Genomic DNA, 15,295 nt, shown 5'->3' with positions numbered 1-15,295 from the left:
TCTGTTCAGAAATCTTACCGTTATATGGCTATTTCACTTTCCAAGAATAGTTTCCTTGTTTCGTTTGATATGACCATCCATCGATAGACGATGGTTTATTCGTAAGCAACTCACCTTCTATTTCTAGACGCTGCAAAACCTCTTGAAGTTCTACTGTTTTAAAACGAATGTAAAAATCCACAAATTTCGTTTGATTGATTTCAATGTTTTTCTTTGTTTGAAAATGGCCGATTGGGAAGCTGACTTGATGGTTCTCATCGATTGTTTGAGAGATGATTTCAGCTCCATTCACTCGATCATATCCTGCAAAATCAATTTGCACATGATCCGCATGACTCATTTCATCTTTTACATCGAGTTGAAGGTGAAGAACATGATGCTCAGAGCTTAGATCACGCAGGACCCATTTCATGCTGTCAACGATCCCTCTCAGTTCATCTTTATGCTTACGATTTTCGAGCATATGATGAATGGCCGTATTCCAAACAGTCTCTTCGTCAGAAGGAACAAGATAAAAATAAGCTTGTTCTCCCAAGACTTTCTCGACATCTTCTTTATGCTCAGTATCCCCAAAAAAGACAGCATCCACTTGCTGTTTTCTTATTTGTTTAAATAATTCTCCATATTGAGAATTAACTTGATGCAGATCTTCTTCATAATGTGCGTGATGCACAAATGCAGCGTAATAGGTGGTTTCAGGCTGATCGATTTTAAACAGGTGGCGGTCTTGATCACGGTCCTCTGTGATCATCAGTTTCAAACGGTCATTTTGTGATTGAATGCTGGATAGCCATAATTGTTTAATATCCGTCTTCTTTGTAAATGTTTGAATTCCTGTTTTTTTATACCAATTGATATGCCGAACTGGATTCTTTTTTGCATCACCAGAATAAATGATCTCCATATAAATGCTTCCGTCGGCACTGATTAATTCCTCTAAGTATAGAGCACCTGTATGTGGAACAAAGCTTTGTACTCTGCACAAAACGCCCTGCCAATTGTATTCTTCCCTCTTCACTAGTTGCTGCTTTTCATTATATTGATCAATATAACAAATGGGGGAAGCAGGCAATTCATATCTCGTCACTTGAATCGTGGATTCATCTTCGGGAAAAATAGCTTCATTGATCTGATGTGGTGATTCACTGGCAATAAATTCTAAATAACGTCTTTTACTTCCGCTTAGCGGTAAGATATAGTGTTCAAATACATTCAAGATGTCCACTTGGTTAGGAATTGTCTCCTCCAAGCTGTGAATACGTTCTTTCACATTTGCATCGTAATTTAAAGTTAAAATTGCAGTACGCTTATGCTGATCAGCCAAGGGCTTAATTCTTGTCTTTAAAGATTTCGTTAAGCTCTCATCCTGTTTTGGCACATCACCCATAATAAAGTAGTAATCCATATCAGGCATGTCCACTGATGCCATTGTTTCATGTTGTTCAGATTGATCCAATGTATCTTCAACTTTTTTCTTCATCCAATTTTGAAACAAAGGAAGCTCTCCTTAAAAATAATGATGACTTGCTCATTGTATTTTACATGAAAAAGTACTTCTCACCAAAAGATAAGAAGTACTTTTTTTCGATCTATTAAAGTCCCGCAATTTCTTCCTTAATTTGTGTTGTCGAGATGCCTTCTGTTCTCTTCAAGTATACGACTTCGCAATGTTCTTTTAAGAAATCGAACTTGCCTTCCCAGTCATCTCCCATGACAAACACATCGATATCGTGCTCTTGCACGTCACGGACTTTTTGATCCCAGCTGTTTTCTGGAATGACTTCGTCGACATAACGAATGGTTTCAAGAATCAGCTTTCTATGCTCGTAGCTATGATAAGCTTTTTTTGATTTTTGTAAATTAAACTCGTCTGTAGAGATGGCCACCACTAAGTAATCTCCGAGCTGCTTTGCACGCTCTAGCAGCTTAATGTGCCCCCAGTGTAATAAATCAAATGTACCGTAAGTAATAACTTTCTTCATTGCAAACATAAACTCCTTTCTTCAATCCTTATTCGACTGCATCGTGCAGTAATTTATCCGTAATTCTGTGATATTCGATTCGCTCTTCGGAACCTCATTATATCACAGCGCCCACCAAACGTTAAGCGGATGTAAAGACAAACTATTTCCAATTTATTGGGCGCAGGAGGAAAAGTCCGAGGAATCAATGTTTCACAGAGGATCGTCCATTTGAATTGATGAAAATGTCATGAAATTTAAAGGTTTGTAAAGTTATTGTTAATATTTCATGGAGCATCTGTGATAAAATGATGAGTAGGCGAAGAATGAATTTACAATGAACGTTCATAGATAACAAGTTAAAAAGGAGGTCTAAACAATGCAAACAGAAGTGGTCTCTAACCTTTCTTATGTAAACGGCGACTTAGATGAATTTATCAGCTATATGAACCAGCATCATATTTCTCAGAAAAGAGGCGCCATGATTGCAACTGTCAATCCAGAGATAGGCTATGCCGTCATGAAGGATCATGCGTACCATCAAGTCGTCTCATCTGCGGATTATGTACTGCCGGATGGCGTAGGCGTCGTGTTGATGTCTCGCATGACCCAAAGTCCGCTTAAGTCAAGAATTGCCGGCTTTGATGTCTTCATGTCTATGCTTGATCTAGCAAACAAGCAGTCTAAAAGAATCTTTTTATATGGTGCGAAAAAAGAAGTGCTTGAGGCTGTGAAACAGCGAATTGATACGGAATATCCAAATGTGGTCCTTGCCGGAAGCTGTGACGGCTATCAAGCAGATAAACGTTTCGTAGCGAAGCAAATCGCGCGCTCGAAACCTGATATGGTGTTCGTTGCATTAGGTTATCCAAACCAAGAGAACTTTATTTACGAATACCGCCATTTATTCCCGCAGGCTGTTTGCATCGGTTTAGGCGGAAGCTTTGATGTATTTAGCGGAACGGTGAAGCGTGCACCACGCTGGATGATTAAGACAAATACAGAATGGCTGTACAGATTGATTGTGAATCCATGGAGATGGAAACGAATGCTGAATATTCCTAAGTACGCTTTTGCCGTATTGAAGGAAAGCAAAGGAAAAAAACGTTACTATCCTGAGCAGGTAAAGGATCAGACGAAGCAGCTGTGAGAGACTGACAAATGATGAATATACGCTCAATGATGATTTCATGTTACGCAGCTTTTATTTCTTTCATTGGATGGCTGATGAGCGGCGTGAAACCGCGTGAAAACCAGGTGACGCTGCTTGTTTCGTTCCAAGAGAATGCGGCTGCTCTCATTCATACTTATCAACAACAGGCGAACATGACAATGAAGCTTACTGTCCTCTATACGAAGCATGCTTCTGCGATAGAAAAGGACGGGCCTCATCTGTCATTTCGCTATTTTCATGAAAAAAATCCTCTCCATCTCATTCAATGTATGTATACGATGTTTAAAAGCAAGGTTGTCGTGACGGATAATTACTTTCTCATGACGAGTGTGCTTAGAAAACGGCCTTCTACCACCTGTATTCAAGTATGGCATGCCAATGGCGCTTTGAAAAAGTTCGGGCTTGAAGATGCTTCAAATTCTGAACGAAGTCCCCGTGACATCAAGCGCTTCAAACGTGTCTATGCGTCTTTCGACTATATCGTAACAGGCTCAGATCACATGCGTGAGATTTTCAAGACCTCGTTTGGAGCCAATGATGAACGCTTTTTACCAACTGGTGTACCACTGACGGATCTGTACTATGAACAGCATCAGCCTTCCTTAAAGCTGAATGATATCCCAAAAGGGAAAAAGATCCTGCTCTATACACCGACCTATCGAGACTTTGCAATGGACAGTCTTGTCCTTCCTTTTTCAAAAGAGCAATTGCAAACTGAGCTGAATGGCGATTATATTCTGCTCGTCAAGCTTCATCCTGCAGTCAAACATTTAGCGAAAGCAGAAACAGACGGTGAATGGATATTTGATGTGTCCGATCAGCCGCTCTATCCATTGCTTTGTGCTTGTGATGTCCTAGTGACAGATTATTCGTCGATTGTGTTTGAATATGCACTGCTCGAAAAGCCTGTCTTGTTCTTCACTTATGACTTAGACACTTACCGGGAGAAACGCGGCTTAGTTGATCGGTATGAAGACATCATTCCTGGAAAGGCTTGCGTCACTCAAGACATGCTCTTGCAGGAGCTTTTACACCTAAACGTATCAACCAATAAAGAACGAATCAAAACCTTTGCTGAGGAATGGAACCAATATTCAAAGGGACAATCAAGTCAGCAGCTCCTTTCATTCATTGAACAGCAGCTGCTCTTACAAAAAAAACGTCCGGCTTCTCAATAGGAAGCACGGACGTTTTTTTATTTGTTATACACCGGGATATCGTAATAAAGCGTATAGTCATCAAGCAGGTTATACAAACTATACATACGAGTGACTTGCTTAGAAGCCCAGCCAATATCTGTTGCATATTGATGAGTTGCTGTAGCAGACCAGCGCATTTTATAAATCGTATCTTGTTTGTATGTCGCATTATTGATGTAGCTGTTGCCAATGAATTTTGCCCCGCCAATAATCGCAGCCTCTGGTGTGAACCATTGCTGTTCATACGCATACTTTGCACCGAGATAATTCGGATTGCTGTCATATGCACCAATGCCATACATGTTATATACTTTCTTTCCATTAAACATTGTACCATTCGCTAGAATGGAACTTCCGTTACCCGTTTCAAGCAACGCATGAGAAATAAGATAAATTTCGTTGATATGATACGTTTTTGCTGCTGTAATAAAGGCTTGTCCTTTACCAGCAAGAATCCCTTTGCCTGCTAAAATCTTTGTATTGACCTCTGCCGGATTGAGATTCGCAGCTTCAGAGAGTTTCAGAAATTGAAAATAAGATTGCGTGCCTTCTGCAATATTAGCTGGATCCACATATTTTTGCACCTCTGCTGCACTTGCATTTCTCCAGCCGAGGTTGATTCTGATCCAGTTTCCTTCTTTTCCAAGCTGTTTCACTTTTGCTCCTTTATTCAGCTGTGCCACAATGTTGCTTGCAGAGCTCGAATCAGGTGTAGAACGGACATTTAAGCCATCCGTATTCACTGTCAATGTTGCTTGGTCTACATATGCTGCATAGACATAGGCCGCACCATCTGTCTGTGGTGACACCTTCATTTGTTTGTTTACCATCTCATTGACAGTGAGGTTGTAGTTCGTTTGCATGACCATTGGGCCATTTTTAATTTTTACGGCTGTGGCTGTCCAGCCATATTGGCTTTTCACAAATGCAATGGCTTCATTTACAGTTGGTAATCCTGTAAATTGCTGCGTAATGTTGATTTTGTAAGTTGGTTTCGTTGTTGTTGTATACGCAGCGGTTTCATTCCGTTTTTTGAAAAATGCCATGCCTTGGTCACGCAGTGCAGCTGTTGAGATGGCACCTGTTTTGATCTGATATTGAGCATAATCGACTGCGCCTGTTTTTTGTGCAGCAGCCTTCATTTTTTGTTTCGTTAAATAGCTGAGTGCTTGATTCAGTTTTGTCTGATTCACTGTCGGCTCTGTCGTGATACGGTATTGCTTGACCGCTTCTGTCAGCGTTTTTGTACTGCTGGCAATTCCATTTTTTTTGATGATCTCTTGAGCTTGCTTCACTTTAGTTTGTTCATATACAGGTGTTGTCTTAAGACTATATGTTTTGCTGACAGCCTGTCCCTTGCTTGTCTTGATGCTGCTTGTCACCTTCTGCGTTTTTAAGTATGCGGCACCTTTATTCACTTTCGCTTGGTCCACTGCTTGATTGACGACGAGTCGATATGTGCTGTCTGATACCTTGCCTGTTTTTTTCGTTGTTGCAGATACTTTTTTCTTTTGGAAGAAAGCCGCTGCTTTTTTCGCTTGGTCATCTCCTAAAAGATTCCCTGTCACTACTTGATATGGCTGTGTAGAAGAAATCTTTTTGGACGTGTAGCGCCATTTCTTTTTCTTGAAAAAAGCTATCGTTTTTGCGTAAGCTGTATCGTTCAATTGATTGAGCTTTACGATATAATTTTTTGTTTTTCCCACTCGCTGCACAGTACCTGCAGCACCGGTTTGCTTCTTAATTTGAGCCGCAGCTGAAGCTGCTTGTTTGTTGTCTTTGAAATAGCCTGATTCCAAGCTGTAGACATTTTTTAAGGCTCCTGTCTTTTGAATCTTCCCGCTGATTTTTGCTTCTTTTTGCAGCTGAGTAAGGAGTGTCTGTGCTTTCGACTGGTTCGCTTGTGCAGCGGATGTGACGATGTAATACGGCTTACCCGCTGTTACCGTTTGAAGCACTGGTTTTAAACCGGATGCCTTCTGAAAACCTTGCAGAATCGTATTCGCCTTACTTTGTCCAACAATACCGCTTGAAATCAGCTGATATACAGTGCCAGCTTTGTTTTCGGTTTGGTATGTACTGGTGACGCCTGCCTGCTTTTGCAACTCGGTTTGAATATTTTTCACTTTCGTTTCAGAATCAATGGTTCCTGATATGACCTGATAAGAAGGCCTACTTTGATTGATAACTTCATAGGAGCTATTGAGCCCAGATGTTTTTGTTAGCTCAAGTGAGAGCTTTTTCGCCTGATTTTCATCGTTAACTGGGTCAGATACGACCTTTTGTAAAGGAAGGCGGTCACCTACTGGAGACACCGTACCGCTCATGCCCACCTCTTTTTTTAATGCAGCTGCACTTGCACTCGCTGCTGCTTGTGACTCATATCCTGAGGCAGTGAGCTGATAGCTCGACGTATTTCCTGAGGTTTGATAAGTGGCTGTCCACTTTTTGTCCTTCTTCAGTGTTTCCACTGCTTTTTTCACTTCTGCTTCTGTTGTAAATACCTTTGTGGTGTTCATCGTATAAATGGATTGGTCGACATAGGAGGCTGCTTGCGCTTCTTTACCCGTGTGTAATGTCATACCAAAGGCAGCTGCGAGTAACATAATCTTGATGGTTTTTTTCACGTTCCCTGTCCCTCTCTTAACTTTGCATAATAGTCTACTAATCTCTTTATCGACAAAAACAAGTACTCTTTCAAGTCATTTATGCAATAGAAAAATAGAGGACCCTCTTGAAGTCCTCTTTGCCTTATATATGCGACACAATCAGTTCACAAGATCCTTCAATTGAGAAGCTTCCTGTTTCAGCCGGCAGAATAAAATGAGCGCCCTTTGGCAGTGGATATGTGTTTCCGTCATGCTCTAAAGACCCTTCTCCATCAATCACACTGCATAGCAAAAACGGATAATCCTGAGAAAGCTCTACTTTTTGATCAATTTCCCATTTATACACAGAGAAGTATTCTGCTTCAACAAATGTACGAATGGTCACTCCTCGGCGTGTTTCAACTGATTCATCTGCATAACCGTCTACATGAGGAACCGTCGTGACATCAATTGCTTGTGCAAAATGAAGTTCACGTTCGTTGCCATCCTGGTCTTTTCGTTCATAATCATATACGCGATAGGTTGTATCTGAGCTTTGCTGCGTTTCAAGGACAAGCGTTCCTTCGCAAAGTGCATGAATGGTACCGCTTGGCACATAATAAAAATCACCAGGCTTAATTTTCACCCGCCGCAAAAGACCTTCCCAATCTCCGCTATTCATCATGGTGACAAGCTCAGTTCTTGTTCTTGCATTGTGCCCATAGATCATTTCCGCTCCTTCTTTGCAGTCAATGATATACCAGCACTCTGTTTTTCCAAGCTCGCCATTTTCATGTCTTTCCGCATAATCATCATCTGGATGTACTTGAACAGACAAGTCTTGGTTTGCATCTAAAATTTTGGTTAACAGCGGGAAGCGATCGCCTTCTATCCCCCCGAACAATTCTCTATGATTGTCCCAAAGTTCGATCAGCGTTTTCCCTTTATATGGACCGTCTTGCACGACACTTGGTCCGTTTGGATGAGCAGAAATTGCCCAGCATTCTCCCGTTTGATCAGAAGGAATATCGTAGCCAAATTGATCCCTTAAGGCTGTACCTCCCCATATTCTTTCCTTCAATTCAGGCAGTAAAAAAATTGGTGACTGCTTCATTCAGGATGACTCCTCCCTTTGCTACCCTTTGATAATCCTTACCTAGCTTGATGAAAACTAGTAAGTCTCAACTTTTATTATGACGCTATCTAAAGAGAAGTCAATCCTTTCAGTACACCGAATGAAAACGATAACACAAAAATTGTTTTACCCTTTGACAGAGCCTGCAAGAAGCCCTTTGACAAAGTATTTTCCAAGAAGAATATAGACGAGTAGTGTCGGCAGCGCAGCCAATATCGCTCCTGCCATTTGGACGTTCCACTGCACAATTTGACTGCCTGATAGATTTTGCAAGGCAACCATCACCGGCTGATGCTCCGCAGTGGTCATCGTGACTGCAAATAAAAATTCATTCCACACATTTGTGAACTGCCAAATGGCGACCACAACAAACCCTGTGATCGAAAGCGGAAGAATCATATGTCTGAAAATCCCGATAAACCCTGCGCCATCCATTTTCGCCGATTCAATCATTTCATCTGGGATGCTCACATAGAAATTTCGGAACATGAGTGTTGTGATCGGAAGTCCATACACGACATGGACAAGCACAAGCCCTGGAATTGAATTATACAATCCGACTTCACGCAAAAATTGAATAAGTGGAATTAGAATACTTTGATATGGAATAAACATCCCAAAGAGCATCAGCGTAAAGACGACTTCTGATCCTTTGAAACGCCATTTTGATAATACATAGCCATTCATTGCACCTAATACAGCTGACAATAAAGTAGCAGGAATGACTAGATAAAGAGAATTCATTAAATTGGGTGCCAGCTTTTCAAACGCGATTTGATAGCTTGAAAAATCGATTGTGGATGGCAGCGACCACATTCGTTCAAGGGTGACTTCACCTAATGGCTTCAAGCTTGTGACGAGCATGACATAAACTGGCATCAAAAAAAATAGACTGCACAAAATCAATAAAGCATAAAGAACTGGACGGACAAACTGTCTGGCTGTCATGATGAAGCCCCCTTCCGGCTCGACAGGAGGTATGGCACGATAAAGACCGCAACAGAGATCAGCATGACAATCGCAATGGCGGCACCGCCTGCATAATGGTTTCCTCTAAAGGTCATTTCAAACATATACACGCCCGGGACATCCGTGACAAAGTTCGCACCCGGTCCTGTCATCGAGTAAATCAAATCGAAAATCTTTAATGAAATATGAGCCATGATGATAACAACACTTGCAGTAATCGGTTTTAAAAGAGGAAAAATGATTTTCCAGTAAATCTGCCACTCCGATGCACCATCCATTCTAGCAGCCTCTCTTACTTCCTCTGGAATTCCTCGCAGACCCGCCAAATACATCGCCAGAGAGAAGCCTGTCATTTGCCAAACAGCTGCAATTACGACGGCAATCATGGCCGCAGGTACACCAAACTCAATTTTCCCCCAGACAAATCCGGCCAAAATGTTCGTATCCGTGTACCATTTAGGTTGGATACCGAGCGTTTTCAAAAATAAATTCACCCCTGTTGACGGGTTTAAAATCCATTGCCATACAACCCCTGTGACAACGAAGGAAAGGGCCATCGGAAAGAAGAATAAATTCCGAAAAAGAGATTCCCCCTTGATCTTCTGATCTAGTAAAATCGCAAGTGCAAGACCAGAGACAATGACAGCCCCAATAAAAAATAGAGTAAAAAAGACCGTGTTTCGAAGATCTGACTGAAAGCGGAAATCTTGAAACAGCATGGCATAATTGCGAAGACCTGCGAAAGAGAAATCAGGAACAAGCGTGGTCCAGTTTGATAATGACACATATCCTGTCCAGCCAATAAAGCCGTAAACAAAGATGAATAATAAAACCGCTGACGGGGCTAAAAAGAGCAGCGGCAGCAGCTGGTCTCCATTCCATTTTTTCCGCATACGTTTCACCTTGGGCATAGATGTTTTTGTCATCGGCGATGTGTCCATGCGCATGAAGCTACACTCCTTTTAAAAAAGAGGCGGTGCCTAGCCGCCGCCTCTTTCGTCTTTATTTCATTGCATCTTTTAAAGATGATACAAACTGGCTGCTGTCTTTTTGTGTCACGAAGATATTGACGGCTTGATTGGCTTTCGTCACAAACCCTTCTTCAGCAGCTGAGCCATGAGCAAGAGACGGCGCCAGCTTTGACTCTTTAAATGCCTTCATCGCCGATTTTCCGTATTCATCATATTTTGATACATCTGCATCCACACGTGCTGGAATCGATCCTTTTAGCGGATTAAACGCATCCTGTCCTTCCACAGATCCTAAAACAGATAAGAATTTCTTCACGTTTTCTGGCTGTTTCACACCCTTTGGCAGTCCAAATGTATCGGTGATCACCATAAAGCTTCCTTCCGTTTCAGGAGTCGCCGTGTATCCAAAGTCTTGATTCACCTTCAAATCAAGATCATTCACAAAGTACCCCTTCGCCCAGTCGCCCATGACATTCATTGCTGCTTCGCCTTTTGCCACGAGCTGTGAGGCATCCTGCCAGTTACGTGAGCTGTGATCATCATTGACGTATTCGAGCATGCGCCCAAAGATGTCTGCCGCTTCCTTCACTTTCGGGTCATCCATTTTCATGTCACCAGCCCAAAGTTTTTGATAACCATCTGCCCCTAATACACCAAGCAAAACACTTTCAAACAAATGAGTCGCCGCCCAAGGCTCCTTATCTCCAAGCGCAAGTGGCGTGATCCCTTTTTTCTTTAATGCATCTGCTGTTTTGAAAAATTCATCAAATGTCGCTGGCGGCTCTAAGCCTGCATCATCAAATACCTTCTTGTTATACCAAAGCACATTGCCCCTGTGAATGTTCACTGGCACGGAATAGATTTTTCCATCTTTGCTGACAAGATCAATCAGTGATTTTGGAAATTTGTCTTTCCAGCCTTCTTTTTCATATAAATCATCCAGCGGCTCCATTTTGCCTGCCGCGACCCAGCTCTCATTCAGCTCCGCCCCGCCATGCACTTGAAACGTAGCAGGCGGATCATTCCCCTGCATACGGCTAGTCAGAACAGCCTTTGCATTCGTACCAGCACCACCTGCGACAGCTGCATTTTCAATTGGAATATCTTTATTCTTCTCTTCAAACAACTGGATGAGTGCCTTTAGCCCGTCTTCCTCACCCGCTCCTGTCCACCAAGAGAAAATTTCGAGCTTTTCCGTTCCGCCTTCTTTTTTTGCCTCTGAGTTCGTCGATGAACTGCAGGCAGTAACGATCAGCATACAGAGTGCAAGCAGTGTAAAGCCTAATTTGACCTTCATGATTGATCCCCCATCCCTATTTTGTAAGCGTTATCAAAATAAGTATAATGACAGATCCTTGCTTTTTTTCAGGCAAACTTCTGCACTTTTTTATGAAATTCTTCATTTTTTTACGACCTGTTTTCGATATTCCTTCGGTGAACAGCCAACCATCTTCTTAAACACACGGCTGACGTAATTAGGATCTGTATATCCTGCTTGATAGGTAATTTCTTTTAAGCTAAGCGAGCTGTCTTTGAGGAGCTTTTTGATTTTATCCAGCCGGCAGTTTGTCACATACTCTTTAAATGTCAGACTCGTCTCGTCTTTAAAACGTTTTGTGAAATAGGTTGGACTTAAATCAACATAAGCGGCTGTTTGCTCAAGTGTGATCTGTTCACAATAATGCGTTTTGATGTAACGTTTTGCCCGCTCAATGTCATTGATGGTCTGGGTTCTCGCTTCATACACGTCAAATAGGTGTTCACAGCACTGACGGCATTCAGCTGCGGTGCTGATTGTCAATATCGATAGATCTGTACGGAGACGTGATTTGAAGAGAATCAGCAGTTCCTTTACTTGTGAAATCGTCGCCCCCTCTAATTGAAAGGCATCAAATAAAGCCAGCGCATCCTCTCTTCTCCCTTCCTCGAGCGCCTGCATCATGCTATCCGCAAGGTCTGGCAGATGAATCAATGGATCGGGCTTTATGTCTGTTTGGTAAAAGCCATAACGAACAACGCCGCCACTCTTTTTTCGCTGATAATAGGAAAGCTTCGCCTCTGCTGCACTTTTCTGAAGATGAAGCGGGTTTGAGACTGGGTGCCCTATGCCAACGACAGGTGAAGGCTGACCATTTGTCATGGCAGCTCGAATGGCTTGCAGCACCTCTGCCTTAAGCTGACCTGGTCCTTGCTGACTATAAATGAAGCATGTAAACAGTTCACCCCCCATCTGAACCGGCACCGTATGAAATTGTGCAGATTTCTGTAAATCGTTCAACAGCTGATCCCCGCCCGTCCGCTGCACCGCGATGATAAGACCTGCTTCATATTCGGAAAATAGTTGTTGAAACTCCATGGAGGTATAGGATTGACCGTTCATGATATGGGCTTCAAGCCACTTTGACTGCTGATCGGCCGCTGCCGCCTGCCGCTGAGACGCCTCCTGCTTTATTTCTGCTGCTACAAATTGAATGGCTGCGATGGTTTCGTCTTTATCAGCTGGTTTAACAAGGTATTGTTTCACCCCTTCTTGCATCGCTTGCTTGGCGTAATCGAATGTATCGTAGGCTGTCAGCATAATGAATTTTGTATGAGGACTGCTTGCTTTGATCTGTTTGATCGCCGTCAGTCCATCCATGCCAGGCATCTGGATATCCATGAGCACAAGATGAATGGGCTCAGATCGCACGAATTCAACCGCCTTCTTTCCATTTTCCGCTTCTCCTGCTATATGACACTCTGGAACCCATTCGGTTAAGAACTTCCGCATCGCTAGTCGTTCTATTTTTTCATCATCGACAATCAGCACGTTCAGCATGCCGGTCCCTCCTTCATCGGAATAGCCAATTGTATGGTGGTGCCTTCGTTTGGCTTTGAATCAATTTGAAGGGCATTTTGCACCCCGTAAAACAAACGCAGTCTTGACATCACATTTCGAAGACCGATTCCTGTCGAGTGGCCTTTACTCAGGATGTTCGGATCTTCCTCTTCTTTTTCTGATAGCAATTTTCTTTTCTCCAATTCATTGATGCCCATCCCATTGTCCCGAATCCGAATCATCACATAGCCGCCTTCTTGATAGATCGAGAGCTCGACAAGTCCCTCTTCCTCCTTTGGTTCGACGCCATGAATGAAGGCATTTTCGACAAGCGGCTGTAAGGTGAGACTTGGGATATGTACAGATAAACACGATTCATCGATGGACGTTTTGCACGTAATACGATCGGCAAATCTCGTTTCTTGTATATGAAAATACTCTTTCACCACTTTCACTTCTTGTTCCAATGTAACGGATGTACTCAGAGCAGACAGCGAATACCGCATCAGCGTGGAAACGGATTGAATCAACCTCGATGTCGCTTCGGCTGATTCTAAGTAAGCCATCCGCGAAACGATGTTTAATGTGTTAAATAAAAAATGCGGGTTCATTTGGTTTTGCAGCGTTTTTAGCTTCATGTCTTTGATTTTTTGATCCAATGCTGCCTTTTGTTTGATCTCTTCAATCATCATTTTCATCTCTTGCCGCATTCGCTGAAAGGCTTCATTTAAAACAGAAATTTCATCCTTTGAGGTGACATGCAAATTCGCTCCATCAAAATTTCCTTCTGATACTTCTTTTACGCTTCGGGACAGATGAACGATGGGTCTTGATATCCCGCCAGCAATCATATACGCCATCCATAATGCGAGCCCGATTGATAACGTAACCAGGCACAAGGTAAAGAGCGCATAGGTATGATGCCTTTTTTGAAGAGATTGATAGAGTACTTGATATTCAGATAATTCATCATCAAGCAGGGTCATCGTCTGCTCTTGTATATAGGAGGAGACGGTTCTCACTTCCTTCACACTTGCAGCATATTCTTCGATTTTCCCTGCTTTTACATGTGTCATGGTTGCATCACTTTCATTGATGAGCGTCCGTATCATATATTGATATTTTTCAATAGAAGGAATCGCAGCATGAAGCCCGGCATCCTTTCGTAGCGCTTGATCGTAGGATTTCATTTTTTGTTTTGACGTAAGGTATTCTTTGGCAAACTTCCGATCCTTTTCAATGGCATAGGCATTGACTTTTTCATACATCGTTTTCGCTTCTGTCGATATATCATTGAGCAGCAGAAAAGAACGGAAGCTCCTGCTATATTCTGATGTGATTTTTGAACTGCTCCAGTAGACAAAAAAAGCGGCTACGTTGCCAAGAAGCACGAGGATTAAAAATGCCAATAACAGCTTACTTCGAATCTTTCTCATGGCTGCATCCCCTGCTTTCTGTCTGTTTGCTGAAGAGGCAGATCCCCGCGCCGGATCACACTCGTTCCCGTGTACTGAAGCGGTTCTTCTTTTTCACCTTTTTGCAAACGAACAAGCGATTCAACCGCTTGATAGCCCATTTCATAAGGATGCTGCACGACCACGGCATCAATCGTTCCATCATCAAGCGCCTGAATCGTATCAGGCAATGTGTCAAATGCAAGCACATAAAAATCAGTGGATGATTGATACTGTGCGATTGCTTGAATGATGCCTGCACCATCTAATGCACTTGTGCCATAAAATGCGGTAAGCTTCGCATGATCGTTTAATAGTTTATAAGCGGCACCTGAGGCACCTGACTTCGTAATGGCTGATTCTTCTATTCCAGCAATATGAATGCGTTTTTCAGCGGAGACGGCATCTCGAAAGCCTTTGACGCGCAGCTTTTGATGAATGGCATCCAGCCTGCCTGTGACAATTCCTACATACTGTTCACCTTTTGTATCTGCGATGAGTGCCTGCCCTGCGATAAAGCCTGAATAGTAATTGTCCGTTCCTACATACACTTGACGTTTGCTCCCTTCTGCATCCGTATCGACGGTGACGACATCAATTCCTTTTTCCCTCGCCTTCTGAAAAAGCGGTTTGTATTTTTTCGCATCAAGTCCCTGCGTCATAATGCCATCAACATGCCCAGCGATCGCCATATCAATGGTTTTCAGATGATCGTCTACATCCGCTTGCTTTGGGCCCAAATATTCTAGATACACGTGATGAACGTCTGCCGCATCAGCAGCTCCTTTTTGTACAAGCTGCCAATATTCGTTATCAAGTTCCTCCGGTACAAGGACAAAATGGTATTGATACGTTGACGCTGTTTCATCGGAAGCGCTTTCAATTTCAAATAAATCTTGACCTAATAACGTTAAAAAAATGACAGATACCGCACAAAATGTGAGAAATGCGCTCATTCCAATCCACTTAGATAATTTCACCTTGTCCTCCTCCTTTCACTATTTCAGCATAAAAAAAGAGCTGCTT

The 15,295-nt window shown here is 42.5% G+C and carries 12 protein-coding genes; 2 read left to right on the top strand and 10 right to left on the bottom strand.

Going from position 1 to position 15,295, the window contains the following annotated elements:
* Positions 1–28: 28 nt before the first annotated feature.
* Positions 29–1,495 (bottom strand): alpha-glucosyltransferase N-terminal domain-containing protein, encoded by a 1,467-nt coding sequence (locus tag AMR95_RS02675; RefSeq protein ID WP_058837518.1) that lies wholly within the window; start codon positions 1,493–1,495, stop codon positions 29–31.
* Between the two features lie 97 nt (positions 1,496–1,592).
* Entirely contained in the window at positions 1,593–1,982 is a 390-nt protein-coding gene (gene tagD, locus AMR95_RS02670) for a glycerol-3-phosphate cytidylyltransferase (RefSeq protein ID WP_008343212.1), read from the bottom strand.
* 358 nt (positions 1,983–2,340) lie between these two features.
* Here tagD and AMR95_RS02665 point away from each other — a divergent pair, with 358 nt between their 5' ends.
* Both AMR95_RS02665 and AMR95_RS02660 read left to right on the top strand, forming a co-directional pair.
* Complete coding sequence (locus AMR95_RS02665) at positions 2,341–3,111, top strand: WecB/TagA/CpsF family glycosyltransferase (RefSeq protein WP_039181899.1); 771 nt, start codon at positions 2,341–2,343, stop codon at positions 3,109–3,111.
* 11 nt (positions 3,112–3,122) lie between these two features.
* Positions 3,123–4,313: a CDP-glycerol glycerophosphotransferase family protein gene (locus AMR95_RS02660; protein ID WP_082672197.1), complete on the top strand. Its 1,191-nt coding sequence runs from the start codon at positions 3,123–3,125 to the stop codon at positions 4,311–4,313.
* A gap of 17 nt (positions 4,314–4,330) precedes the next feature.
* On the opposite strand, the gene AMR95_RS02655 is transcribed toward AMR95_RS02660, so the two are convergent.
* The 8 genes from AMR95_RS02655 to AMR95_RS02620 form a co-directional block, all read right to left on the bottom strand.
* Positions 4,331–6,961 carry a glucosaminidase domain-containing protein gene (locus AMR95_RS02655; protein ID WP_058837517.1) on the bottom strand — a complete coding sequence of 877 codons (2,631 nt, stop codon included), beginning with the start codon at positions 6,959–6,961 and terminating at the stop codon, positions 4,331–4,333.
* Between the two features lie 124 nt (positions 6,962–7,085).
* Positions 7,086–8,036 (bottom strand): mannose-6-phosphate isomerase, class I, encoded by a 951-nt coding sequence (gene manA, locus AMR95_RS02650; RefSeq protein ID WP_058837516.1) that lies wholly within the window; start codon positions 8,034–8,036, stop codon positions 7,086–7,088.
* A 147-nt stretch (positions 8,037–8,183) separates the two neighbouring features.
* Entirely contained in the window at positions 8,184–9,005 is an 822-nt protein-coding gene (locus AMR95_RS02645) for a carbohydrate ABC transporter permease (protein WP_041087976.1), read from the bottom strand.
* Positions 9,002–9,973, bottom strand: a complete 972-nt coding sequence (locus tag AMR95_RS02640; RefSeq protein WP_197412101.1) for a carbohydrate ABC transporter permease — start codon at positions 9,971–9,973, stop codon at positions 9,002–9,004. Before AMR95_RS02640 ends, AMR95_RS02645 begins: the two co-directional genes overlap by 4 nt.
* A gap of 55 nt (positions 9,974–10,028) precedes the next feature.
* A complete protein-coding gene (locus AMR95_RS02635) occupies positions 10,029–11,294 on the bottom strand; it encodes an ABC transporter substrate-binding protein (RefSeq protein WP_058837515.1) in 1,266 nt (421 codons plus the stop codon).
* 102 nt (positions 11,295–11,396) lie between these two features.
* Entirely contained in the window at positions 11,397–12,815 is a 1,419-nt protein-coding gene (locus AMR95_RS02630; RefSeq protein ID WP_058837514.1) for a response regulator, read from the bottom strand.
* Positions 12,809–14,251 carry a sensor histidine kinase gene (locus AMR95_RS02625; RefSeq protein WP_058837513.1) on the bottom strand — a complete coding sequence of 481 codons (1,443 nt, stop codon included), beginning with the start codon at positions 14,249–14,251 and terminating at the stop codon, positions 12,809–12,811. The genes AMR95_RS02630 and AMR95_RS02625 overlap by 7 nt, the downstream gene beginning before the upstream one ends.
* Positions 14,248–15,249: a sugar-binding protein gene (locus AMR95_RS02620; protein ID WP_058837512.1), complete on the bottom strand. Its 1,002-nt coding sequence runs from the start codon at positions 15,247–15,249 to the stop codon at positions 14,248–14,250. Before AMR95_RS02620 ends, AMR95_RS02625 begins: the two co-directional genes overlap by 4 nt.
* Between the last annotated feature and the right edge of the window lie 46 nt (positions 15,250–15,295).

The sequence above is a fragment of the Bacillus sp. G1(2015b) genome (genome assembly GCF_001482475.1).
Classification (GTDB): domain Bacteria; phylum Bacillota; class Bacilli; order Bacillales; family Bacillaceae; genus Bacillus; species Bacillus safensis.
Note: the sequence above shows the minus strand (reverse complement) of the source record. Positions and strands in the feature narration are given on the sequence as shown.